This is a genomic window from Pseudoalteromonas sp. 2CM36K (genome assembly GCF_023161865.1).
Classification (GTDB): Bacteria; Pseudomonadota; Gammaproteobacteria; order Enterobacterales; family Alteromonadaceae; genus Pseudoalteromonas; species Pseudoalteromonas tetraodonis.
In genome coordinates this window covers 47,511-72,551 of the sequence record NZ_JALNTK010000011.1, presented here as the reverse complement: position 1 = coordinate 72,551, position 25,041 = coordinate 47,511, and the positions used below count along the sequence as shown (strand labels likewise).

24 protein-coding genes and 1 pseudogene are annotated in these 25,041 nt (G+C 39.9%); 7 read left to right on the top strand and 18 right to left on the bottom strand.

What is annotated here, in order from left to right; translation table 11 throughout:
- Window position 1: 1 nt before the first annotated feature.
- The 5 genes from MTN97_RS08545 to thrS all read right to left on the bottom strand — a co-directional run bounded on the left by MTN97_RS08545 (window position 2) and on the right by thrS (window position 5,447).
- The gene (locus MTN97_RS08545) at window positions 2-1,819 is read right to left on the bottom strand and encodes a M14 family metallopeptidase (protein WP_248474176.1); all 1,818 of its coding nucleotides are present in this window, start codon (window positions 1,817-1,819) and stop codon (window positions 2-4) included.
- A gap of 306 nt (window positions 1,820-2,125) precedes the next feature.
- Window positions 2,126-2,488 carry a 50S ribosomal protein L20 gene (gene rplT, locus MTN97_RS08540; RefSeq protein WP_008110477.1) on the bottom strand — a complete coding sequence of 121 codons (363 nt, stop codon included), beginning with the start codon at window positions 2,486-2,488 and terminating at the stop codon, window positions 2,126-2,128.
- A 15-nt stretch (window positions 2,489-2,503) separates the two neighbouring features.
- Window positions 2,504-2,704 carry a 50S ribosomal protein L35 gene (rpmI, locus tag MTN97_RS08535; protein ID WP_004587840.1) on the bottom strand — a complete coding sequence of 67 codons (201 nt, stop codon included), beginning with the start codon at window positions 2,702-2,704 and terminating at the stop codon, window positions 2,504-2,506.
- Window positions 2,705-2,916: 212 nt separating this feature from the next.
- Window positions 2,917-3,477 (bottom strand): translation initiation factor IF-3, encoded by a 561-nt coding sequence (gene infC / locus MTN97_RS08530; RefSeq protein WP_008466946.1) that lies wholly within the window; start codon window positions 3,475-3,477, stop codon window positions 2,917-2,919.
- 59 nt (window positions 3,478-3,536) lie between these two features.
- Entirely contained in the window at window positions 3,537-5,447 is a 1,911-nt protein-coding gene (gene thrS, locus MTN97_RS08525; RefSeq protein WP_248474175.1) for a threonine--tRNA ligase, read from the bottom strand.
- A gap of 564 nt (window positions 5,448-6,011) precedes the next feature.
- Between thrS and MTN97_RS08520 the strand changes: the two genes are divergently transcribed.
- Both MTN97_RS08520 and MTN97_RS08515 read left to right on the top strand, forming a co-directional pair.
- A complete protein-coding gene (locus MTN97_RS08520) occupies window positions 6,012-6,458 on the top strand; it encodes a DUF3010 family protein (RefSeq protein ID WP_248474174.1) in 447 nt (148 codons plus the stop codon).
- Between the two features lie 330 nt (window positions 6,459-6,788).
- On the top strand, window positions 6,789-8,522 hold the full coding sequence (locus MTN97_RS08515; protein ID WP_248474173.1) for an AMP-binding protein: 1,734 nt from the start codon (window positions 6,789-6,791) through the stop codon (window positions 8,520-8,522).
- A gap of 45 nt (window positions 8,523-8,567) precedes the next feature.
- Here the strand turns inward: MTN97_RS08515 and MTN97_RS08510 are convergent, their stop codons facing one another.
- The 7 genes from MTN97_RS08510 to MTN97_RS08480 all read right to left on the bottom strand — a co-directional run bounded on the left by MTN97_RS08510 (window position 8,568) and on the right by MTN97_RS08480 (window position 16,317).
- A complete protein-coding gene (locus tag MTN97_RS08510) occupies window positions 8,568-9,146 on the bottom strand; it encodes a GGDEF domain-containing protein (protein WP_248474172.1) in 579 nt (192 codons plus the stop codon).
- Window positions 9,147-9,855: 709 nt separating this feature from the next.
- Window positions 9,856-11,208, bottom strand: coding sequence for an NADP-specific glutamate dehydrogenase (gene gdhA, locus MTN97_RS08505; protein ID WP_248474171.1), 1,353 nt, complete (start codon window positions 11,206-11,208; stop codon window positions 9,856-9,858).
- A gap of 387 nt (window positions 11,209-11,595) precedes the next feature.
- Entirely contained in the window at window positions 11,596-12,069 is a 474-nt protein-coding gene (locus tag MTN97_RS08500) for a DUF1456 family protein (RefSeq protein ID WP_248474170.1), read from the bottom strand.
- 98 nt (window positions 12,070-12,167) lie between these two features.
- Window positions 12,168-13,412: a lipoprotein-releasing ABC transporter permease subunit gene (locus tag MTN97_RS08495; protein ID WP_248474169.1), complete on the bottom strand. Its 1,245-nt coding sequence runs from the start codon at window positions 13,410-13,412 to the stop codon at window positions 12,168-12,170.
- Complete coding sequence (gene lolD / locus MTN97_RS08490; protein ID WP_036982810.1) at window positions 13,402-14,100, bottom strand: lipoprotein-releasing ABC transporter ATP-binding protein LolD; 699 nt, start codon at window positions 14,098-14,100, stop codon at window positions 13,402-13,404. The genes MTN97_RS08495 and lolD overlap by 11 nt, the downstream gene beginning before the upstream one ends.
- Window positions 14,093-15,310 carry a lipoprotein-releasing ABC transporter permease subunit gene (locus tag MTN97_RS08485; protein WP_248474168.1) on the bottom strand — a complete coding sequence of 406 codons (1,218 nt, stop codon included), beginning with the start codon at window positions 15,308-15,310 and terminating at the stop codon, window positions 14,093-14,095. The genes lolD and MTN97_RS08485 overlap by 8 nt, the downstream gene beginning before the upstream one ends.
- Before the next feature lie 134 nt (window positions 15,311-15,444).
- Window positions 15,445-16,317, bottom strand: coding sequence for a LysR family transcriptional regulator (locus MTN97_RS08480; RefSeq protein WP_171034725.1), 873 nt, complete (start codon window positions 16,315-16,317; stop codon window positions 15,445-15,447).
- A 130-nt stretch (window positions 16,318-16,447) separates the two neighbouring features.
- On the opposite strand from MTN97_RS08480, the gene MTN97_RS08475 reads away from it, so the two are divergent.
- Together MTN97_RS08475 and fghA are read left to right on the top strand one after the other, a co-directional pair.
- Entirely contained in the window at window positions 16,448-17,569 is a 1,122-nt protein-coding gene (locus MTN97_RS08475; protein ID WP_248474167.1) for an S-(hydroxymethyl)glutathione dehydrogenase/class III alcohol dehydrogenase, read from the top strand.
- A gap of 66 nt (window positions 17,570-17,635) precedes the next feature.
- On the top strand, window positions 17,636-18,478 hold the full coding sequence (gene fghA / locus MTN97_RS08470) for an S-formylglutathione hydrolase (protein WP_069439408.1): 843 nt from the start codon (window positions 17,636-17,638) through the stop codon (window positions 18,476-18,478).
- On the opposite strand, the gene MTN97_RS08465 is transcribed toward fghA, so the two are convergent.
- Window positions 18,432-18,764: a hypothetical protein gene (locus MTN97_RS08465; RefSeq protein WP_248474166.1), complete on the bottom strand. Its 333-nt coding sequence runs from the start codon at window positions 18,762-18,764 to the stop codon at window positions 18,432-18,434. The genes fghA and MTN97_RS08465 overlap by 47 nt on opposite strands.
- Window positions 18,765-19,034: 270 nt before the next feature.
- Between MTN97_RS08465 and MTN97_RS08460 the strand changes: the two genes are divergently transcribed.
- Both MTN97_RS08460 and MTN97_RS08455 read left to right on the top strand, forming a co-directional pair.
- On the top strand, window positions 19,035-19,451 hold the full coding sequence (locus tag MTN97_RS08460) for an MgtC/SapB family protein (protein WP_036982817.1): 417 nt from the start codon (window positions 19,035-19,037) through the stop codon (window positions 19,449-19,451).
- Window positions 19,452-19,578: 127 nt separating this feature from the next.
- Window positions 19,579-20,057, top strand: a pseudogene (locus tag MTN97_RS08455) (DUF1624 domain-containing protein); the annotation flags it as partial.
- Here the strand turns inward: MTN97_RS08455 and MTN97_RS08450 are convergent.
- Entirely contained in the window at window positions 20,049-20,480 is a 432-nt protein-coding gene (locus MTN97_RS08450) for a hypothetical protein (protein ID WP_069439406.1), read from the bottom strand. The pseudogene MTN97_RS08455 and the gene MTN97_RS08450 sit on opposite strands and share 9 nt — an antisense overlap.
- Before the next feature lie 281 nt (window positions 20,481-20,761).
- Here MTN97_RS08450 and gloA point away from each other — a divergent pair, with 281 nt between their 5' ends.
- On the top strand, window positions 20,762-21,289 hold the full coding sequence (gene gloA, locus MTN97_RS08445; RefSeq protein ID WP_248474165.1) for a lactoylglutathione lyase: 528 nt from the start codon (window positions 20,762-20,764) through the stop codon (window positions 21,287-21,289).
- 73 nt (window positions 21,290-21,362) lie between these two features.
- Here gloA and htpX read toward each other — a convergent pair whose 3' ends face one another.
- The 4 genes from htpX to MTN97_RS08425 form a co-directional block, all read right to left on the bottom strand.
- Window positions 21,363-22,226, bottom strand: coding sequence for a protease HtpX (gene htpX / locus MTN97_RS08440; RefSeq protein WP_248474163.1), 864 nt, complete (start codon window positions 22,224-22,226; stop codon window positions 21,363-21,365).
- Between the two features lie 139 nt (window positions 22,227-22,365).
- Window positions 22,366-23,049, bottom strand: a complete 684-nt coding sequence (gene bioD / locus MTN97_RS08435; protein WP_036982820.1) for a dethiobiotin synthase — start codon at window positions 23,047-23,049, stop codon at window positions 22,366-22,368.
- A gap of 18 nt (window positions 23,050-23,067) precedes the next feature.
- Window positions 23,068-23,886: a methyltransferase domain-containing protein gene (locus tag MTN97_RS08430; RefSeq protein WP_248474162.1), complete on the bottom strand. Its 819-nt coding sequence runs from the start codon at window positions 23,884-23,886 to the stop codon at window positions 23,068-23,070.
- The gene (locus MTN97_RS08425) at window positions 23,883-25,037 is read right to left on the bottom strand and encodes an 8-amino-7-oxononanoate synthase (RefSeq protein WP_036982824.1); all 1,155 of its coding nucleotides are present in this window, start codon (window positions 25,035-25,037) and stop codon (window positions 23,883-23,885) included. Before MTN97_RS08425 ends, MTN97_RS08430 begins: the two co-directional genes overlap by 4 nt.
- Window positions 25,038-25,041: the final 4 nt, after the last annotated feature.

Sequence of the window (25,041 nt, the reverse complement as noted above, 5' to 3'; positions counted from 1 at the left end):
CTTATATTTCTTTATCTTTTTGTGCTGGAATAACTATATTCTCTTCGTATGACATTAAAATTGGGTATTTTAAATAAGCTTGATCATAAAATGGGCTATGCTCATATAACCAATTTAAACGTGCATCAGCGTTCTTAGCAAAGTCTTTATCTTGGTTTACTTTTTTATCAAATTCTTGGGCTAATTTTGGGTCATCAGCAAGCATTTTTTCAGCAAACGGTATCAAAGCATAATTTTCCATATATTCAGTGCGCTGAAAAATACTATTAAACTCCCCCCAAGCAAAAAATGAATCTGGTGCCTCAGGATGTAGCAAGTGGACAGCTAACTCTCCTACCTTTTGCTGTGTACTCACTTCAAACCAACCATCTAAATCCACACTTGTAGCTGGTACATAATCAAAACTAGCCGACACTCTAAAACGCCCTTCAAATGGCGCTTTATCAAAACTATATTGCGCTACTTTTGCCATTTTTAATGGCTGAGTGTTGGCACCACTGAGCTTATTAACTGACACCCCATGCAGGACTAATTTCTCAATAATATCGGTGTAAACAGGTGGAATAAAAAATGATTTTGGTACTTCAACCCTGTGCTGCACCTCTTTTTGCCAAAAAATAGGCAGCTTGTCATAATCTTGTTTTTTACCCAAATAGCTTACTTCTTGTTGATTTGACAATGGGCTCAGGCTTTTAGAATAAGCAATACCTTTAAACGCGATATGATCAGGCTGCTCAGAGTAACCACGCTTAACAATTAATTGCTTAGGAACAAATTCTTGTTCTTTTTTTACTGCATTAGCGAGTTTATCTTTATGCGCTGATAATGCTTCAATAGCACCATCTATAAACACATAAGTCCCTAACACGCGTTGTTTGTATGGCTTTAAAGAATGGTTTTCAACTAAAATGGTAGGCAATGACTTTAAATCACCCCACCCGTTTGAAAACCGCGGTGTGGCAACCCAACCGGCCAGCCCCGATTTAAATTCTTGCTTATCCATAACGAACACTAAAGGGCCCGGAATATGGCCTTGCTCAGCGAGAGTTTGATCAATCACTGGTTTAAAATAACGGTTAAGCGCATCTGAAATGGCAGGCGACTCGCTAGCAAATACTGGGTTATAGCCGTAGGTGACATCGTATTGGTAATCAGCCCCATCAGTCACATGTACGTCTATATATAAATTCGGATTATAATCGTTAATGACTGCAAGTACGCTTTTAACCTCGGGGGTATCTAATTTAGTGAAATCACGATTTAAATTAAGATTATTTGCGTTTGTTCTAAAACCCATTTTGACAGGGCCACGCTGATTAATACGATTAAACGCACTACTACGCTCGTGACCATCAACGTTTAATATTGGAATAAATAAAATGTTTACCTTTTTTAATATATCGCGTCGTTTACCCGTAGCAATATCTCTAAGCAACATAAACATTGCATCTTTACCATCAATCTCACCAGCGTGAATACCAGCCTGAATAAGCACGGTTGGTTTGGTGCTATTGGCCATTTGCCCCGCATTAAAAAAACCTTGTTCGCTGGCAATCAACATTTTTATTGCTCGTTTACTATTACTATAGCCAATCGTTTTTGATTTAAATTGAGTGGGATTCGCCGCTACCAACCTATCAACAAATGCCATGGTATCAGCATAATTAGGAGACGAGACACCCGCAGAAATTTCAAAGTCTGTGGTTAAAGGTCCCTGTTGTTGTAATAGTGAGGTACTACTACCTTCCCATGGTAATAATGGCGGTAAATGATCGCTATTTGCCATACTTGCAGATAAAACCAATAAACTTATAAACATATACTTCTCTAGCAAACGCATTAATTAAAGAAATTATAGCAATTAAAGCTTTTTAGATGCCAAAACTGCGGTGGTTCAACAAAAAAATGCAGCCAACTGCAGTTCCCTTTGATTATTTGCTCAAGTACTGATAAAAACATAATTAATATCAACCTTAAGAGCAACAATGAACATGCCTAAAATTCTGGTTTAGCTAATTTAAGTTAAATGGATACACGGCACTAAAAGGTATGGCATAGCTAAAACTGTAGATTACAGGCACAAAAAAAGGAGCCATGGGCTCCTTTTCATTACTTATACAAAAACTTAAGCTGCCGCTAGGCCTTCTTTTGCTTTTGCTACAAGCGCTGCGAATGCAACTTGGTCGTAAACAGCGATATCTGCAAGGATCTTACGATCGATTTCTACAGATGTCTTTTTAAGACCATTGATAAAACGGCTGTAAGACAGACCATTTTGACGTGAAGCAGCATTGATACGTGCAATCCATAGTTGACGGAAAGTACGTTTCTTAGCACGGCGGTCACGGTAAGCGTATTGACCCGCTTTAGTAACAGCCTGGAAAGCTACGCGGTAAACACGTGAACGTGCTCCGTAGTAACCTTTCGCTTGTTTTAAAACTTTTTTGTGACGTGCACGTGCGACAACGCCGCGTTTAACTCTTGCCATTTCTAAAAACCCCTATTAAGCGAATGGTAACATACGTGAAACTAGACCATGGTCATTTTTATGAACCATCATCTTAGGACGTAGGTGTAACTTACGCTTAGAAGTTTTCTTAGTCAGAATGTGACGAAGATGCGCTTGTTTACGCTTGAAACCGCCAGAAGCAGTCTTTTTGAAACGCTTAGCTGCGCCTCTGTGACTTTTTAGCTTGTAAGCCATTGCAATAACTCCAATTGTATTGCTTTAAAATTAGTAAGAAGGCGTGAGATATATTGCTATAGCTCCACTTTAAAGGCCTAACTTACTGCTATGTTCCGGTGAAAACCCGATATAAATACCGCAATTTTACTTTAAAACCGGTTAACTCAGGTGGACATTTTCATATCACTTGCAAACCTGAGCTAAATTCGGTGCGTATTATCGCCTAATTATTACTTTTTAGCAACCGGCGCCATCATCATAACCATTTGACGGCCTTCAACACGATTTGGGAAAGATTCAACAACTGCTAATTCTTCTAAATCGGTTTTAATACGGTTTAATAATTCGATACCAATTTCTTGGTGAGCCATTTCACGACCACGGAAGCGGATAGTTATCTTAGCTTTATCGCCAGCTTCTAAGAACTTGCGTAAGTTGCGTAGCTTAACCTGATAATCACCTTCATCCGTACCTGGACGGAATTTGATTTCTTTAATCTGGATCTGCTTTTGCTTCTTCTTCTGCTCTTTTAGTTCTTTGCTTTTTTCAAAGATGAACTTACCGTAATCCATAACCTTACAAACAGGCGGCTCAGCATTTGGACTGATCTCTACAAGATCAACACCCGCTGCATCAGCCATAGCTTGCGCGTCTTTTAATGACTGAATTCCAGCTTGTTCGCCGTCGATGTCGATTAAACGAACTTCTTGCGCTGTAATTTCTTCGTTAATACGATTTTTTTGAGCTGTTTGTTGCCCTTTCTTGCCGCCTCTAATAGTACGTTCCTCCAAGAATATCAATAATATAAGCGTGTAGCTGGCTATTTTTGCTTGCCCTACACGCTCGATTTTTACTGTCGATTTTTGATTTCTTCACTGATTTTAGCTACAAAATCATCGACATTAAATTTGCCTAGGTCTTCACCTGTGCGAGTTCGTACTGCTACTTCTTGTTGCTCAACTTCTTTGTCGCCAACAACCAATAAGTAAGGAATACGCTTAAGTGTATGCTCACGGATTTTAAAGCCAATCTTCTCATTTCTCAAGTCAGCAGCGGCTCTAATTCCAAGTTTATTTAATTTTTGTACAATTTCCTGAACATACGGTGCTTGTTTATCGGTGATATTCATAATCACCACTTGCTTAGGCGCAAGCCACGTTGGGAATAAACCAGCATACTCTTCTGTTAAAATACCGATGAAGCGCTCAATAGACCCTAATATAGCGCGGTGTATCATAACAGGTGTGCGACGTTCGTTATTTTCAGCCACATATGTTGCGCCTAAACGACCCGGTAATGCAAAGTCTAGTTGCACTGTACCACACTGCCACGCTCTGTCTAAGCAATCGTACAAAGTAAATTCAATTTTAGGACCATAAAACGCCCCTTCACCTGGTAGGTAATCAAATTCAATGTCATTTGCCTTAAGTGCATCAGCAAGTGCAAGCTCAGCTTTGTCCCACATTTCATCTTCGCCAATACGTTGCTCTGGACGAGTTGAAAGTTTAACTACAATTTTTTCGAAACCAAATGTTTCATAGGTATCGTAAACCATTTTAATACAGGCCGATACTTCATCCATGATTTGCTCTTCTGTACAAAATACATGAGCATCATCTTGGGTAAAGCCGCGTACACGCATTAAGCCATGAAGCGCGCCTGATGGCTCGTTACGGTGACAACAACCAAACTCAGCCATACGTAGTGGTAAGTCACGGTATGATTTTAAACCTTGGTTAAATATTTGTACATGGCCTGGGCAATTCATTGGTTTAATTGCGTATTCACGCTTTTCAGATTCCGTGGTAAACATGGCTTCTGAATATTTTTCCCAGTGACCTGATTTTTCCCACAAAGAGCGATCCATCATCATTGGACCTTTCACTTCTTCGTATTGGTACTCACGTAATTTTTCACGCACAAAGTCTTCTAGCTCGCGGTAAATGCTCCAACCATCGTTGTGCCAAAATACCATACCTGGCGCTTCTTCTTGCCAGTGCCATAAATCGAGTGCTTTACCGATACGACGGTGATCGCGCTTCTCAGCCTCTTCTAAACGCTTTAAATACGCTTTAAGTTGCTTTTTATCGCCCCATGCTGTGCCGTAAATACGCTGTAGCATTTTGTTTTCACTATCACCGCGCCAGTATGCGCCGGCCACTTTCATAATTTTGAAGTTTTGACAAAATTTCATGTTTGGCACATGAGGACCACGACACATATCGATGTATTCTTCGTGATGATATAAACCTGGACGGTCATCTTGTGCGATATTTTCGTCTAGTATTTCAATTTTGTATGTTTCGCCACGCGCTGCAAAAGTGTCGCGCGCTTCTTGCCAGCTAACGGTTTTTTTCACTACGTCGTAGTTTGTTTTTGCAAGCTGTAGCATACGTTTTTCAATGGCATCAAGATCATCTTGAGATAACGAATGTTCCATATCAATATCGTAGTAAAAACCGTTATCAATTGTTGGACCAATCGCCATTTTTGCATCAGGGAAAAGTTGTTTAACAGCATGACCAATTAAGTGCGCACACGAGTGGCGAATAATCTCTAGGCCATCGTCGTCTTTTACGGTAATGATCTCAAGACGAGAATCGTCACTAATTAAATCACACGCATCTACGCGTTCGCCATTAACACGACCCGCAATGGTGGCTTTAGCAAGACCAGGGCCTATATCGTTTGCTACATCAAGCGTGCTTACAGGGTTTTCAAAACTACGCTGACTACCGTCAGGAAGAGTAATAACTGGCATTATAAATCCTTACATACAGTGGTGACACCTACAATGTATCACGTGTATTTTTAATTAATTAAATGAGAATGACTCGACAACGCTTTTACGAATAAGCATTGACTATTTTTCGCCGTAAATGGCTAATGTAGATGCTGAGTCTGCTCAACTACAAGAAAGTTATTGTCGCGTGCTGCAGCATTAATTACAAGTTTTAAGCTATTAAAAACCACCCAATTTTACCATAAAAATGCAATTAATAACGTTTAATAAGAGTCTGCTGAGTTTTCAGTATTAGGATTTGTTCAATCTAGGGGCGATTTAGTTAAAGCCCGGGAGCTATCACTTGGTGCTAAGTAAAAATTGAGCAACGCTCACACCTGTTTAAAGTAAACAAACCATAGCGCTGTCTTAGCTAAAAAAGGAGGGCTGCACATTTAGCCGCAAAGATAAACAGACCTTGTTACATCAAAATGACGAATGGACGTTAAGCGCTAACAATAACACCACTGTAAGTGCTTAAACTCGCATTTTAATGCGTGTTGCGTATAATAACGGGTAATTAAGTTATAGTAGAGATTAGCAATGAGAACATGTGGTGTAGAAATTACCGGTAGTGATGTACTACTTTGTATTTTAAGTAAAGATAATGACGTTTTTGATATTCGTGATGTACGCCAAACACGCTTTACCTTAGGTAACGGTAACGACACTGAAGTAATGCGTAAGTTTCAGTTTGATTTTGCCAAGTTAATGCAAGATTACCAAATTGATTCGGTTGCCATTCGCGAACGCCAACCTAAAGGTAAGTTTGCTGGCAGCGCTAAAGGATTCAAAATGGAAACCGCTATTCAGTTAATCGATAGTCTCGATGTACGCGTGTTTTCAACCACCGAAATAAAAGAACAAGTAAAACGTAATCCAATCCCCATCGCGTTTGAAGACACCGGTCTGAAAAAGTATCAAGAAAATGCATTTGTTAATGCTTACGTTTACATCATGAAAAAAACGTATCGCAGCGACGAAATGTAAATTAATTACACCCTCATAAAAACGCGTATTCGCTAGAGAGTACGCGTTTTTTTTGTTTAAATTCTATATAAAAACAGTAATACCAATTCGCTTAACTAAGTGATCTAATTTGAGGGAGGAAAATCGTGTCGATATCAAGGCAAAAATTTCGTTAGTTAGTTGTTCTAAATGAGAAATTTTTAACACAGCTAGCGTCTGATTTGCCCCCTCAAAATGATTTAGTATTATTGCGGGTTGGTATAATACATTAGTCTAACCCCCTTTCCTTTGTCGACAATTCGTGTTTATTTAAGCAGCAGGCCTCCCAAAAATAAAAACATGGAGTATGTCATGAAAGCGACACAAAAAGTGATAAAAGAAGTAGAGCAAATAAACACTATACCGCTATCAAGCAGCTATTTTAAAGGCATTCAGAGCACACCATTAGTAGAACAAACCATAGGCGATTACTTTGACACCATTGTCGACAATAACCCAGACGCTCTGGCCGTAGTCGTTGCCCATCAAAATATCCGTTTAAGCTATAAGCAATTTCAACAGCAGATTAATCAACTTGCTATGGGGTTACTGGCTTTAGGGGTAAAACCTGGTGAACGGGTCGGTATTTGGTCACCGAACAATATACAGTGGTGCTTAACACAATTTGCCACCGCTAAAATAGGTGCCATTATGGTATGCATTAACCCAGCGTATCGTCCAAGTGAACTGCAGTATGCACTAAACAGTGTGGAATGCTCTACGCTTATTACCGCCACTGAATTTAAAGGCAGCCACTATATTAATATGCTGCAAAGTTTAGCACCTGAGCTTAGCCGTTGTAACAAAGGTGAGTTAACCGCAGCCAAATTACCCTCTTTAAAAAATGTAATTTGTATTGGTGATAAACCCGTCGATGGTATGTTCTCATTTAATGAGGTTATGAGCATGCCCACCGATGCACATAAATTAGAACTTCAAGCGGTGGCTAAAACCCTCGATTGCAATCAAGATATCAATATTCAATTTACCTCTGGCACCACCGGAAACCCTAAAGGGGCTACGTTGACACATAAAAATATATTGAATAATGCGCTTTTAGTCGCACAAGCTATGCACTTTACTGAACATGATAGGCTCTGTATCCCTGTACCGCTTTATCACTGCTTTGGCATGGTTTTAGGCAGCTTATTGTGCGTAAGTAAAGGCGCTGCAACTATTTATCCAAGTGATTCTTTCGATCCAAAAACCACATTGGAGGTGGTACAACAAGAAAAATGCACCGGCCTTCATGGTGTACCCACTATGTTTATAAGCGAATTAGAGCTTAATAACTTTAGTGATTACGACTTAAGTACATTACGAACCGGTGTTATGGCAGGCTCAACCTGCCCCGAACAAGTTATGCGTAAAGTACAAACACTCATGAATATGAACCAAGTCGTTATAGCCTATGGACAAACAGAGTGTAGCCCAATCAACAACATCACTGAAACCGACTCATCAATTGAGCGTCAAGTCACCACCGTAGGACGAGCGCTTGCACACACTGAAGTAAAAATTATTGATGAAGTGGGTGAAGTTCAAAAAATAGGCCAACCCGGTGAAGTTTGTAGCCGTGGTGCCGGCATTATGCGCTGCTATTGGAACGATGAAGAAAAAACCAAAGCCACTATCGACAATGAAGGCTGGCTGCACTCGGGCGATTTAGGGGTAATGGACAGCGAAGGCTTTGTCAGCATTGTTGGCAGAATTAAAGACATGATTATTCGTGGTGGTGAAAACATTTATCCGCGTGAAATTGAAGAAGTGCTTTACACCTACCCGGGTATACAAGACGCCTCTATTTTTGGCATTAGTGATGAAAAATTCGGTGAAGAAGTCTGTGCTTGGATCCAACCCAAAGAAGGTGAAGTGCTTGATGAGCAAGCAATTCGTCTGTTTTTAAAGGACAAACTCGCCTACTTTAAACAACCTAAATACATTCGCTTTGTTGAAAATTACCCGATGACGGTAACCGGCAAATTGCAAAAATTTAAAATGCGTGAACAAATGCAAGAAGAGCTCGCCGAATCTGCATTTTCGTAATCCGATTAAATGCAAAGCACTATCAGCTTAGTGCTTTGCATTGTCTTACTCAATTTCAGGTTGTTTAGGGTCAACACTATCGGTAATACTGATATTTCGTCCTGCATTTTTAGCTTTATAAACCCCTACATCAGCTGTTGCCAACAATGATTTAATAGAAGGTCTGTATGTCGTGTATTGATCAATTGCAATACCGGCAGAGACAGTAATACGGTTAAAGGGTGAATACTGATGTGCAATCGGATCGTCTGCGAAGCGTTTAGGTAAGTCATTCAACCAGTCTAGCTCATTCGCTTGCAATGTTTTTACCAATATGAATTCTTCACCGCCAAAACGCACCACAATATCAGCGTCACAATGTTTTAGACGGTTTGCGACTGCTACTAATACGTTATCTCCCTCTAAGTGGCCGTAGTTATCCTTATAATTTTTAAAATAGTCGACATCAATCATGGCTAACCCTAAATATTGTGATGGCGCTAACTTGTTAATTAATGCTTTACAGCGTCTATCAAAACTATGCCGATTATGCATACCTGTTAATTGATCGGTATTGGCTTTTTCAGTTTCAAATAATTCCGCTTTATATTGCTTTCTTAACAGGGAATCTAGTTGGTATTGCACTATGGCCAATACAATAACTATGCTGAAATAAAAATGAAGTGTCCACGCAATAGAAGTAGAAGAAAAAAGCTCAATAAATATCTAGGTAATACCAATTAATGACCATAATATCCGTTTATGTCCTAAGTGCAGCATCGGTATGGCTATAAATGCAGCTGCTACAAGCATAGGCCCTCCCTCTCTCAACTCACCGTAACGCTGAACATATACCCAGAAGAAATAACTAAATAAAAAACAAAATAAAACCGCATAACTAAAAAAGCGCAAATGTAAGTACTCTCAACTTAGTGTTTTATTTATAATAATGAGAATTATCGATAACAACACCATGACTAGACGTAAAATTGTTATGGTTGAATTGGCAGGCTCTTGTTGATTAAACCAAGACATAAAAAATAAAAGACAATAAAAACAGTGTTACGAGGTAGAGTGATGCATCAGCAAGACGCATTGAGCTTTTATTAAGTTGATTTTGGAAGTCGTGCTCTGTCGCACTTGAAAAATAAAAAATTGCGGGAATAAGACGCACCTGCACTCTCCTTAATAAGCTCACTGATCCTTATCCACACTATAGTTTATTGTTATTAATTAGCGAGTTAAATTTACCTTATTAAATAATATTAAACATTATTTTTGCTATACCCTGAACAATCCCTATTCAGGATATAACGAATAAAAGTAGAGAGTTAATTAAATAGCCGAGGCGCTACTATACAACGCCTTGTTCAATCATTGCATCGGCTACACGTCTAAAACCGGCGATGTTAGCGCCTAGTAATAGATTACCGGGCTGATCAAATTCTTTTGCGGTGTCGTTGGCTGTGGTGAAAATATCTTTCATTATTTGCTTAAGCTTTTCATCAACTTCTTCAAACGTCCAGCTTTGCATACTGGCATTTTGTGCCATTTCTAATTGGCTGGTTGCTACCCCACCGGCATTCGCTGCTTTGCCAGGGCCATAAGCTATTTTTGCTTCAATAAAGCAGTCAATCGCCTCTTTGGTTGAAGGCATATTCGCCCCTTCACTAACTAAAATACAACCATTTTCAAGTAGTGCTTTTGCATCAGCTTGGGTCAATTCATTTTGTGTGGCACAAGGAAAAGCCGCATCCGCACTGTAACGCCATACAGCATGACCATCCTCTGGGTAATCATCGCAAGGGGTATACTTGGCTTGTGAATGACTATCTAAGTAGTCACTTAAACACCCTCTTGATTGCTCTTTGAGCTGTTTTATCAGCTTTAAATCAATACCATTCTCATCGTACAAAGTGCCTTTTGAGTCACTACAAGTAATTGGTGTTGCACCAAGTTGATATAACTTTTCCATGGCATAAATAGCCACATTGCCTGAGCCTGAAATTAAACAGCGTTTTCCTGATAAGCTGTCATCACGATCTTCAAGCATATAGTTAGCAAAATAAACTGCGCCATAACCCGTTGCTTCTTTGCGAGCAAGCGATCCGCCCCAAAGTAAGCTTTTACCGGTTAGTACGCCTTCATAGCGCCCTGTTAAGCGTTTATATTGGCCAAACATATAACCAATCTCTCTGGCACCTACGCCAATATCCCCTGCAGGTACATCGGTTGTAGGACCAATGTGGCGATATAACTCGGTCATAAAGGATTGGCAAAAACGCATTATCTCGCCATCAGAGCGTCCTTTAGGATCAAAATTAGCGCCTCCTTTTCCACCGCCTATAGGCAAACCAGTCAGTGCATTTTTAAAAATTTGTTCAAAGCCTAAAAATTTTATGATGCTGGCATTTACACTTGGATGAAAACGTAAGCCGCCTTTGTAAGGGCCCAGCGCTGAATTAAATTCGATTCGGTAGCCTTTATTCACTTGAATATTGCCCTCGTCATCAACCCAAGGCACGCGAAACATTAACTGGCGCTCTGGCTCTACCATTCTTTGAATAATTGCTTGTTGTTGGTAATGACTGGTTTGCGCAAATATAGGCTCTAGCGAGTCTAGCACTTCTTCTACCGCTTGATAAAACTCACATTGCGCAGGGCTCGTCTGCTTTAATTGCGCAATTGTTCTGTGTATATAATTCATATTTATTCTTCCATGTAGGTATTTTTTAATTTGAAATAGGAAAAATGATCAATGCTATTGCTAGTGAAGAAATTAATTATCCGATCATTATTTTTACACTTTAACATCATAGATAAACTGGATGCACGTGTTTGATGTTGAATTAAATTGTTGTTTCTTTTGTATAAAAACTCATTAAAAAAGAATTTATATGCTAAAAACAGCCGTTTGAATGAATAACATGTTAAAAGTATTAAAAAAATAGTAAAACAAAATACGACTCTACACTTTTGCGAGAGCGACAAAATAAAATGCTTTATGAGACTGAAGTTGTAGAAGAATAGACTGATAATTGAGTAAATGTGGAGAGGTCAAAATGGAGGTTGTATTCAACCTCCATAAAATACATTAAGCTTTTTCGCCATCTGGGCGAAAAGTACGCTGTACACCGGTTAAAAATAAACGCAAGATTTGATCGTTACACACACGGTAATGCTTGTTTTCAACTTTACGTGAAAATGCGCTTAGCTCATGTTTACTTAAATCAAAATCAACCAACGCCAAGGTCGCGATCACATCTTCTGCTTTCATATTTAAAGCAATACGTAGCTTCATAAAAATAATATTGTTGTTCAATTTACTTTCAGGCTCTGGCTGCTCACCTTCAAGCTTGCCGCGCTTGGTATTTATAAAACCATTTAAAAATACCGCAAATTCAGTGTCACTTATTGGGGTATACCCAGGCTCGCCCTCTTTAGTTAACCATGCAATCACCTGCTCAGTGCTTACGCTCTGCGCTGCTGCGGCGAAAACATCAACCATAGCTGAATCTGTTAAATCAAAGGTGTAGCGAATACGGCGTAAAATATCGTTATTTGTCAAAGTAAATTCCAAGGTAAATAAGTGCTCAGCAAACAAACGCTGTTAAGTAGCGGCGCAGTTTATCAGAGTTACACTTAGTGCCCTATTAAATACTGTCTTTAATTACCCAATACTTTTGCCGGATCAACTCGTGTTGCTTGCCATGCTGGATACAGCGTCGCCAATATTGCAAGCACAAAGGTGGCAATAACAGTTAACACTATATCTTGCCAAACTAATTTACTGGGCAAAAATTCGATAAAGTACACACCTTCTAGCGGGTTTTCACCCAGTAACAAGCTCAGCCAAGTAAATAGCTCACTAATATTAATTGCTAAAATCACGCCAACAATTGAGCCTAAAAGTACACCCACAAATGCTTGGGTTAAGCCTTGCATGACAAAAGTAGCCAATATGGTACTGTCTTTGGCACCCATGGTTTTTAAAATAGCAATATTGCCTTCTTTTTCACGCACTTCCATTACCAGTGAAGACACAATATTGAAACTCGCCACCGCGATAATTAAAAACACCACAATATAAACAATCGTGCGCACCATTTGAATATCTTGATACAAGCTACCTTGCGTTCTAAGCCAACTCGAAATATACACATAATCGGTAATAGTCTGGCCAACACGAAGCGCTATTTGATGCGCCGAAAACACATTATCAACACGCAAGCGTAACCCTGTTACTTGGCTTTGATCATAGCCTAAGGTTTGTTGTGCTTTGTTAAGATGAATAAAAGCAGCGCTGCTGTCGATTGGTCCGCCCATTTCTATAATGCCCGCAAGCGTGAGGGTAACACGTTTTGGGGCGAGTAATGACCGGCCTTTTTCACTAATTTGCGGGATTAACAAGGTCACGTTATCACCTAATGCGATATTAAGTTGCTTAACAATTTGCTTGCCTAAAATAACATCATCACCTGTTAACTGGCTGACTAATTTACCTTGTGTAAATTGGTTGATGGCTGACACGTCACCTTCCAACGAAGGCTCAACACCTCGGATCTCAACCGCTTTTAATTGGCTTTTAAATTGCGCCATACCATTAACGGCAATAAATGGGGCTGCGCCTGTTACGTGTGGTTGCTGTTTTAACTTTTCGACTTTGCTAGGCCAATCGGCAATCGGCCTACTTGGGGCAACATATTCAACTTGCGGCACGACACTTAATAAACGATGAACCAATTGTTGTTCAAACCCATTAATCACCGATAACGCCACAATTAACACTGCAACACCAAGTAAAATACCGATAGTGGATGCTTTGGCTATAAAACTTACAAAGGCATTTTTTTCATCTTTATGGCCTGAATAGGCTCTAAAGCGTTTACTAATAAAGGCACTAAGCAACATGGCTAGACTCTTTTATCGTTAGTTTACCATCATCTAAGTACGCTATTTTACCCAGCTTATCAGCCAGCTCTAAATCATGAGTAACCACCACAAAGCTGGTGTTTAAACTTTTATTTAGCTGATTAATTAAATCGTAAATTTTAATTGCATTTTGCTTATCTAAATTACCCGTTGGCTCATCAGCAAGCACCAGCGCAGGCTCTGTCACTAGAGCGCGTGCAATGGCAACACGCTGGCGTTCACCACCAGAAAGAGCCGATGGCTTATGGCTACTTCTATGTGCAAGGCCTACCTTATCTAGCATGTTAAGCGCTTTCTTATTGGCTTCTTTTGCGCTCAATCCTTTTATGAGTAATGGCATGGCAACGTTTTCAACTGCACTAAATTCCATTAATAAATGGTGGAATTGATAAATAAACCCTAAGTTTTTATTTCTGAAAGCCGCTTGCTGCGAGCGAGATAACTTAGCAACGTCTTGGTTTTTTATTTTTGCACTACCCGCACTGGCCGTGTCTAAGGTGCCTAAAATATGTAACAAGGTGCTTTTACCTGAACCTGAGCTGCCAACAATTGCCAGCATTTCACCTTGCGTTAAGGCTAAATCAACCCCTTTTAATACCTCAACCTGATTTTGCCCGTCTTGGTACACCTTACTTATTTTTTCACAACTAATTACTAAATCATTCATAACGTAATACCTCTGCTGGGTTTACTTTAGCGGCTTGGCGCGCTGGATATAAAGTCGCTAAAAAGCTCATTGCTAAGCTTAAAACGGCAATAACACTTAAACTAACCACATCAAATTTGACGGGGAGTGAAATTCCCGATAGTAAATTTAAACCAACCAAAGCCAGCAGTTCATTTATATATAAGCTTAATAAAATACCTAAAGAAGCACCCACGACTGTGCCAATTACCCCGTTATAGAGCCCTTGTACCATAAATACGGTTTGCACTTGGCTTGGTGTGAGTCCTAATGTTTGCAAAATTGCTACTTCGCTTTGTTTTTCACTGACCATCATGGTTAGTGCCGATACAATATTAAATACCGCCACCAGCACAATTAAGCCAAGGAGCATAGACATGATGCGTTTTTCCATCGCAACGGCGGCAAATAAAGTGCCTTGACTGCTTCGCCAGTCGGTGAGTTTAAAGTCATTGAGTATGTGTTGGCTGTCTTGCATAAATTGGTCAAGTGCAAACGGCTCATGCAGTGACACGCTTAAATTAGGTACGGTATTGTTGCTAAGTTTTAAAATCCGTTGTAGTGATACGCCACTGGTAAATGCCAACCCCATGTCTATTTCGGAGCCAGTTTCATAGATAGCAGCAATTTTAAATAAACGTTGGCTTGGCATGCGCCCAAGTGGGGTGTACGTAGATGCGTTAGGCATAATTACACGTAACTTATCACCTAAGCCAACGCCAAGTTTGAGGCTTAAATAACGACTTATTGCAATATTATAATTATTGTTTAGTACATTTAGCCAATTGCCTTGCACTATTTTGTCGGTGATTTTATATAGCGAGCCGTTGTTGTCGTAAAGCCCTTGTAATAACACCCCGTGAAGATCTTTATTGGTTTGCAATATGGCTTCACCATGGCGATATAAACTAACATGATCAACATACGGTGATTGCTCAAGCGCAGATTTTAACGAATTCATTTGCGCTTTGGAGTGATCTTTGGCTTGCACTTCAACATGTGGAATAAGCCCCAACATATTTGATTTTAAACTACTCTCAAAGCCGTTCATTACACTACTGACCGTAAAAAGCGCCATTAAACCAATCGCTATACCTGCAATAGAAAAAAACGAAATGAACGAAATAAACGCATTGCCTTTAGAGGAGCGGCTATATCTGAGTCCGATAAATAGGCTAACAGGTTGAAACATATTAATTAAACATTAATGCCAAAAGTGTGGCTTATAGTAGCACGAACTCAGCGCAATTGAATATCACCATAAATGTAAGAAATAATTTATAAATCTGACACTTGGCTATATTTTAAACAAGCCAGTAAACCCTGCTAAACTTTCAGCCCTGTTATTAAGTAATCCAGTAATACCCGTACATTAGTAGCCACAAATTGCCGTGACGGATATAGACCCCACACGCCCTCTTGTTGTGGTTGGTATGCAGTTAATATAGGCACTAACTGACCGGATTTAATTTCATTTTCAATATAGTAATCAGGCAACTGAACAATACCCAAACCTTTTTTAGCGCCGTCAACCAGTGCCCAGCCGCTATTACAATGCAATCGCCCTGCGACCTTAATATGTTTATCACGATTATTTTCATTTACTCGCCAATAACTACTATTGCCAATTAAACATTGATGATTATTAAGCTCCCCCAAAGTGTGAGGCTCACCAAAACGCGCTAAATATGCAGGTGAAGCACACATAATAAATCGTCGCGAGCTCAAGCGCCGCGCTTTTAAGCTTGAATCTTTTAAATGGCCTAGTCGAATGGCTAAATCAAAGCCCCCCTCTAATAAGTTTTCTTGCTCGTTAGAGAGCGTTGCAATTACTTCTACCTCAGGGTGATCATGCATAAATGAATGCACAATGGGCATAATAAAACTTTCACCATACATAACCGGTGCTGTTAATTTAATTTTACCTTTAGGTGAGGTTTGTACCGATGCTAAGCCTTGAGTGGCCTCGTCCATTGCGTGCTGTAAATGTTTAACTTGGTGTAAAAACTGCTCGCCCTCTTTGGTTAACACAACCTTTCGAGTGGTACGTGTTAATAATTGCGTATTTAACCGTTGTTCAAGCTTTGTAACATGGCGGCTAATATGAGCAACTGATAAACCTAACGTCTGTGCAGCTTGGGTAAAACTTCCCTCTTCGCCAACAGCAATAAACTCATCAATACCTTCCCAACGCATAATTATTACCATACTGTAAAAGTGTTTTATTAAATTGAAGATTATCATTATCTGAGAAACAAATACAATAACCTCATCACCCAAACAGTATGGGTCTATAATTCATATTCAAACCACTACAAAGGATATACACATGTCTGAATTTATAAAATCAAAAGCAGCGATTGCCTGGGGCCCTAATCAGCCTTTAAGCGTTGAAGAAGTTGATGTTATGATGCCTAAAAAAGGCGAAGTAATGGTAAAAATCACTGCCACTGGTGTTTGTCACACTGATGCTTTTACATTATCTGGTGAAGATCCAGAAGGTATTTTCCCTGCTATTTTAGGCCACGAAGGTGCTGGCGTTGTTTACGCTGTAGGTGAAGGCGTAACCAGTGTTGAGGTAGGCGATCATGTTATTCCACTTTACACTGCTGAATGTGGTGAATGTAAAATGTGTAAATCTGGTAAGACTAACTTGTGCTCTGCAGTACGTGAAACGCAAGGTAAAGGCCTAATGCCAGATGGCACTACACGCTTTTATAAAGATGGTGAGCCTATCTATCACTACATGGGTTGCTCAACATTCTCTGAGTACACCGTACTCCCAGAAATTTCACTTGCTAAAGTAAACAAAGAAGCATCACTTGAAGAAATTTGTTTACTTGGTTGTGGCGTAACCACAGGTATGGGTGCGGTAACAAATACAGCAAATGTTAAACCAGGTGATACTGTCGCTATTTTCGGCCTAGGTGGTATTGGTTTATCGGCTATTATTGGTGCAAAAATGGCGGGCGCGGGTCGCATTATTGGTGTTGATATCAACACCAGCAAGTTTGACTTAGCCACTAAGCTTGGTGCAACAGACCTAATTAACCCTAAAGACTTCGACAAGCCAATTCAAGAAGTGATTGTTGATATGACCGACGGCGGTGTTGATTACTCATTTGAGTGTATTGGTAATGTTGATGTAATGCGCTCTGCACTTGAGTGTTGTCATAAGGGTTGGGGAGAGTCTGTGATTATTGGTGTAGCCGGTGCTGGCCAAGAAATTTCAACTCGTCCGTTCCAACTTGTTACTGGCCGTGTATGGCGTGGTAGCGCATTTGGTGGTGTTAAAGGTCGCTCACAACTTCCTGAAATTGTAGAGCGTTACATGGCGGGTGAATTTGCGCTAAACGATTTTATCACTCATACCATGAGCCTAGAAGAAATTAACGATGCCTTTGATTTAATGCATGAAGGTAAAAGTATTCGTACTGTAATTCATTACTAATACGCTCATTTCACTTAATTACCATCACAAGCCGTTGCTATTAAGTAACGGCTTTTAAGGATTGTTATGTTAGAAAATATTTCAACAGCTAAAGTGGCTGGCGGATGGCATAAGCAATACAGCCATAGCGCCTCAAGCACTCGTTGCACTATGCGTTTTGCAGTGTTTTTACCGCCAGGCGCCAGTGAAACCAATAAGGTGCCGGTACTGTACTGGTTATCAGGTTTAACCTGTACCGATGAAAACTTTATGCAAAAAGCAGGCGCATTTAAAAAAGCATCGGAGCTGGGTATCGCCATTGTAGCGCCAGATACGAGCCCACGTGGTGATAACGTGCCAAACGAAGACAGCTATGATTTTGCACAAGGTGCTGGGTTTTACCTTAATGCTACAAAAGCGCCCTACAACACCCATTTTAATATGTATGATTACGTTGTTAATGAGTTACCGGCACTAATTGAGCAACACTTTCCTGTTACAGATAAAAAAGCAATTAGTGGTCATTCAATGGGCGGGCATGGCGCATTGATGATTGCACTTAAAAACCCACATTCGTACGCCAGCGCTTCGGCATTTAGTCCTATTGTTAATCCTATGGCGTGTCCGTGGGGTGTAAAAGCATTTACAGGCTACTTAGGTGACGACAAAACAACGTGGGCACACTACGATACTTGCGAATTAATGCAACAAGCCGAGCAAGCAAACTATTTACCTATGCTGGTAAGCCAAGGTGATGCTGATAACTTTTTAGAAGAGCAGCTTAAGCCGCAAAACTTGGTCGATATCGCTGATAAAAAAGCGTATCCGCTGCAGCTCGAAATGCACGCTGGCTACGATCATAGTTACTTTTTTATTAGTAGCTTTATAGACCAACACTTATTATTTCATCATCAGTTTCTAGCGGCTTAGATTCATTACTGTGTAGAGTAGATTTATCTACTTCTACACATTCTTTTAAGACCTTAGTAACCTGCCTACATTTTTTAATCACACCGTCATCTCCTTTTATAAATTCAATTATGGCTTTATCAGTTTCGTAACCAAGCTTGCTAAAACTAAAACTATCTTTATCCTTTACAAAACTATTAGTGCCATTGATGTTTGACTTGGATCTCGCCGTTTCATCCAAAAATATACCCATAACTGTGCAACCAGTTAATACATTTGAAAAGATAATAATTAATAAAATGCGCATGTAAACTCTCGTTGCAAATGAGCCAAATTATATACGACTTAAAAAGAAGTATTGTAAAAATATGTAAGCCCCACAATTTTACCTAATAGAGTTTGCTTGTGTGGTACGCAGCTGAAATTCATTGCTGGGTAAAAACGCACTTTATTGTGTAAATATTGCTAACGCCACTCATCCCCCTCGATAAAAAAAAGGTAACACAATGATTTTATTTAAATTAACACCTTGGTTCAATTTTTGCTACTTACTTAAAATTTATCCGTGGAAATAGCAATGGAAATTGATCTACAGTGGAGTGACATTATTGATAATTTGATTCATCTTGGCATGGCGTATTTACTTGCCCTGCCAATGGCATATGATAGAGAGCGTAGCCATAATGGTGCAGGTCTAAGAACGTTTCCTTTAGTTGCCGTCGCATCATGTGGTTATGCACTGATTGCAATGTCAGTTTTAGAGGGCGCAGAGGCGCAATCTAAAATGTTACAAGGTATTATTACAGGTATTGGTTTTATTGGTGGTGGCGCTATTTTAAAAAATAACCAGTCTACATCTGGAACAGCAACAGCTGCGAGTATTTGGAATATGGGTTTAATTGGTATCGCTATTGCGTACAGCCGCTATGAAATAGCTATTTTGTTGGCAGTAATAAACTTCATAACGCTTAGGTATGTTAAAAAATTTAAATAAGGAAAATTATAATTAATTGCTTAGCGCTGACGCGATCACCCTGTTAAATTCAACCCTCAAACTCGCCTTTTGATATAATATAACATATTATCAAGTTCATTTTTTTCATTCTTGTTAATTATATTTTATGTCATTAGCTTTATCGCAAAGTCGCTTGCATCATATTGATCTATTACGCGGCATTATCATCATATTTATGGTGATAGATCACGGCATGTATTATTGTCTAAATTATTCAGTAACTGATCCCATGACCTTACCCGGAACAGATGCGCTTACTTTTTTCACACGCTTTATATCGCATTTTGTGCGCCATTATTTGTATTTCTAGCAGGCCTCTCTGCCGCTATTACAGAGCATAAATACGCGTGTACTCGTCAGTTTGCTAACGCTTTAATAGTTCGAGGCTTAGTGCTTATTTTATTTGAGTTTACAATTGTATCATGGTCATGGAGTTTTAATCCTCTTTTCCCGATGTTATATGCTCAAGTAATTTGGGCGATTGGCTGGGGCTTTGTGGTGCTTGGCTTGCTTCGCTTAATAAGTATATACCCTGTATTTATAGCTGGGTTATTACTGGTATTTGGTCATAACTTATTAGATGGTTTCAACTCGATTTAAGATCTTGCGCAAAACCTCAATATTTGTCGATATTGTGTTGTTAAACCTTAGTGAAACTCCATTGGATTTAACTTCTCCGATAAGGATATCAATATTATTACTGTCATTTAGCTGCAAACGTGAACATAACCCCGCTTCTCTTTCGGATTCACTATGATTTGGGAATCTAACTCCCAAAATATCAACTTCTGAGCTAATCCTGCCATTAATATCATGATGAACAATAAAACCATCAGAAAAGTATCCGTTTAATCGTAAGTAAAGTTTTACTAGTCGCTCTTGAAGCTGTGATCTTTCTTTATCTGTTAACATTCCTATTAACTTTTGAGTTTTAACAGCTTGTTGAACACCACTTTGAGGGTTATAACACCCCAAAACGGCGTATATTACATTGCTTAATAATTCCACTAAACAACTTCAATTTATACAATTAATTACGTAGGCTGTAAAACACCTCTTGTTAAATACACCAAAGCGACTTTAAATAATGTTATTGGACAAAACACCTCAACTGCATAAATAAACAGTATCGATAAACATGCCATTTTTCGCTTATAAAACACTCAACTCATTGGCTAGTGATTTAGCTAGGTGGTTATAATTTTTGCTGTTGTATATTATGATGAACTCACACCCTGCCTTTTTAAATCCATTAAGGTTTTTTCAGTCATTTTATTAAGGATTATCTCATGTCTAGCTATAACGAATCCCCAGAGCAAATTGCACAAGCCACTGAGGGCTATGTGATGCAGCAAACTATGTTACGTATTAAAGATCCAAAACCGTCGCTGGCATTTTATGAAAACGTATTGGGCATGAAGTTGTTAGGTAAGTACGACTTTCCTGATATGGAATTTACCTTGTACTTTTTAGGCTACGAGCAAGATATGCCAAAAGGCGATGATAAACAAAAAACCCAGTGGGTGTTTCGCCGCCCTGCGCTGATTGAGCTTACACATAACTGGGGCACTGAAAACGACGACAGCTTTAGCGGTTATCACAGCGGTAATGAAGAACCAAAAGGCTATGGCCATATTGGTATTAGTGTACCCGATGTATACGCTGCCTGTGAGCGCTTTGCTAAGTACGATGTGGAGTTTGTAAAACAGCCAGATGACGGTTCTATGAAAGGCCTTGCCTTTATTAAAGACCCAGACGGTTACTGGATTGAAATACTCTCGCCGGAGGGCATTACTGACATTATTCAATCGCAATAAAAAACATTAAAAATAAAAAAGCCTGCAAATGCAGGCTTTTTGTTTACAAGTACTGTGAAAAACTTGAATTTTTTTAACGACGTAGTGCGTCTATACGTGCGTCAAGCGGCGGGTGAGATGAAAACAACTCAGCCATGCCTTTACCACTGGCAATACCGAAGGCCATCATTGAGCCTTCTAATTGCGATGGGTGGTTTTGCTTTAATCGCTCAAGGGCTGAACGCATTTTATCTGCGCCTACCAACTGAGCTGCGCCGCTATCGGCTGCAAATTCACGCTTACGGCTATAATGAGCAACCACTATGCTTGCCAGTACGCCAAATAATATTTGAAATAACATATCGAATAAGAAGTAAGTCCAGCTGCTGCCGCCCTCTTCTTCATCGCTATTGATGAAGTTGTCAACAATGCCAGCCAGTACTTTAGCGGCAAAAATAACAAAGGTATTCACAACACCTTGAATAAGCGTTAGCGTTACCATGTCGCCATTAGCCACATGCGATACCTCGTGCGCCAATACGGCTTCGGCTTGATCTTGGCTCATGTTGTGTAATAAACCCGTACTTACCGCCACCAGCGAATTATTTTTTCTCGGGCCCGTTGCAAACGCGTTCATTTCTGGGCTGTCGTAAATCGCCACTTCTGGCATGTTAATACCGGCTTTTTTAGCTTGAGCAGCCACAGTGTTTACCAGCCATTGTTCGGTTTCGGTACGAGGTTGGGTGATCACTTGCGCACCAGTTGATTTTTTGGCGATCCATTTCGACATAAATAACGAAATAAACGATCCACCAAAACCAAATACAGTCGCAATTAGTAAAATTCCGCCAAGGCTACGATGGCTTAAGCCCAGCGCACTCATTATTATTGAAAGCACCACACCTAATACCAACATAACCGCGAGGTTAGTTAATAAAAACAAAAATACACGTTTCATACGAGTTCTCCAAAAATAACATTTATTGCTGAGCGATTTACTATGTTTGATCGGCTTTGAGCAATCACTGCGTTATGACACACTATGTCATAACGTCAGCGCTATTCTGTGACAAACTATGTCACAACACAAGGGTTATTTATGGATTTATCGATAATATTTCAAGCAGGGTTTTATAAATTTGTAATTTAGGGGTTTGCTCTGTGTATGGGCTAATGGCAAGCAGTGGAAATGGTAAACGTGTTTTCAGTGAATCTAGGTTTGCTTGGAATTCATCCATAGTGGCATCAACTTGGTTTGCAATCCACCCTACACAATTAATCCCTAAGCTTTGCATGTGTGCAGCAGTGAGTAAAGCATGATTTATACAGCCTAGTTTCATCCCTACCACTAATATTACTGGCAGTTGCTCTGCTTTTACCCAGTCGTATAAATACTCGTTATTATTAATTGGTAATGCCCAGCCGCCTGCACCTTCTGTTAATAGGTAATCGGCGCCTTGTTGCTTAACATGTTGATAAGCCATGCTGAGCTTTTCTACTGTTATGTTTATACCTGCTTGCTCTGCAGCAATGTGCGGAGCTATTGGCGGCGCAAATGCAAATGGGTTAATTATGTCGTATTTAGCACTGACTGTGGCACTTTCCATTAGCATTAGTGCATCGGCGTTCACAAGCTGCTCAAACGCCATTTCACACCCAGAGGCAATCGGCTTAAAACCTATTGCGCGCTTTTTATGTTGCGCGAGTAACTTTAACAGCAAACTGGTTACATGAGTTTTACCGGCGTCGGTATCGGTACCGGTAATAAAAAACTGGTTCATGGCATGGCCTTATTATTTTTACTGGGCTTTTTCTAATGATAACAATACTACATGGTAAGATACATGGGCTTTATTGTTTATAATCGGATAAGCATCACATACTTTTTGCAGCGCTGATTTAGTTAATAAACCACGACGACTTGTTGCATGATTTTGTGTGGTGGCACCAATGGCTTTAATCGATTTTATAGCCGCTAATGCACTGCTGTGCTGATCGGTATAAATGACTTTTTTTGAGGTGGTGATCTTAAACCCGGCATTTTCGACCGATTGGTTTATATTATTATGGCTTGCAAACTGATTAATATGATTATGTGAATCAAGCACTGCAAAGGCGGTTTTGATCTCGTTTAATGACCCTGCAACAACCGTACTAATATAGGCTTGTCCGCCTGGTTTTAATGCTTGATAAAGCGAGTGCATTAAGATTTCAAAATTAGTAGACCATTGCAAAGCAAAATTACTAAATAGCACATCAATACTGTTAGCTTGCAGCGGTAAATTATCCATGTCGGCGCACAGTTTTGGGGTGTTTAAATCACTGCTTTTTAGCATGTTAAAACTTAAATCTATGGCAACAACTTGGCCAAATAATGTCCTTAAAGCCTGAGTATTAACAAGCGGCCCTGCGCCTAGGTCAACACAGAGCCTTTTAGGGTTTGCTCTAATGAGTTTAAATAAATCATTTGCCGCTTGTTTTTGCACATTGGCATGCTGGCTGTAACTGTTTGCTGCTTTTGAAAAGTTATGCGCTGTGGTTTTTTTTAAAGCCTGAGTCACTAAATACACTGTGGTGGGATTAAGTGGCTTAGTTTTAATTGCCTGCGGGCTTATCATGAAATGACCTTCTGTAAACTACCAACGAGTTGTTTTATATCGTCATGGGTGTGGGCTGCACTTAAGGTAATACGCAAACGCGAGGTATTGTGTAAAACAGTTGGCGGGCGAATAGCCGTTAGCCAAATGCACTGCTGCTTTAGTTGCTCACTGGCTTTTAACGTTTGCTCGGCGCAGCCTAAAACAATTGGTTGAATCGCGGTGTTAGAGTCCATTAGCGCAATGTGCTGCTCTTTTGCTAGGCGTTTAAACAGCGCAATATTAGCGTTTAATTTGGCTCGCTTGTCGTTGGCGCCTCTTATGCTCTTTATACGCGCTAAAGTATGTGAGGCAATAAACGGCGACATAGCGGTTGAGTAGGTATAATCACGATTAAACTGCAGCATGTAATCTATAAAATGCTGCGAACCTAATACGCACGCCCCACTACTAGCAACCGCTTTACCAAAGGTGATCACTAAGATATCGGGCAAGGTGCCGGCTGCAATTAAGGCTTCACAACTGCCAAGCCCCGATTTTCCTAAAGCACCAAAACCATGGGCATCGTCTATCATTAGCCAGGCGTTATGCTGCTTTGCTAAGGTTAATAGCGCTTTGATTGGCGCGGTATCACCATCCATGGAGAACACACCTTCAGATACAATGAGCTTATTTCGCGCTTTTGATTTTTCTAGCCGTGAGCGTAAATGGTTTATATCGTTATGGTTAAAGCGTATTAACGCGGCGTTGGCGTGTAATGCGCCATCAATTAAACTGGCATGATTGAGTTTATCTTGAAAAATCGCACTGTGTTGCGCTGTCGCTTTATCTTGAAATAGCGCTTTTATAACACTGCTATTAGCACTAAAGCCCGAATTAAACAGCATACCTGCCTCATAACCCAAAGCACTACATAAAGCTTGCTCAAGCGCTTGCTGTGGCTGTTGATAACCCGTCACTAGTGCTGAACTGTGGCTACCTAGTAACGGCGCGCTGGTTAATTCCACCGGCGAATCGCCAAACCCTAAATAATCGTTACTCGCAAAGTTAAGGTAGGTTTTATCATCAACCGTAATAGTGCGCGCTGTTGCGCTTTGTACTACATAGCGTTTACGCAAGAGCTGCTGTGCTTTGCGTTCATCTAAATGGGTGTTTATAAATTCAAATGACATAAAT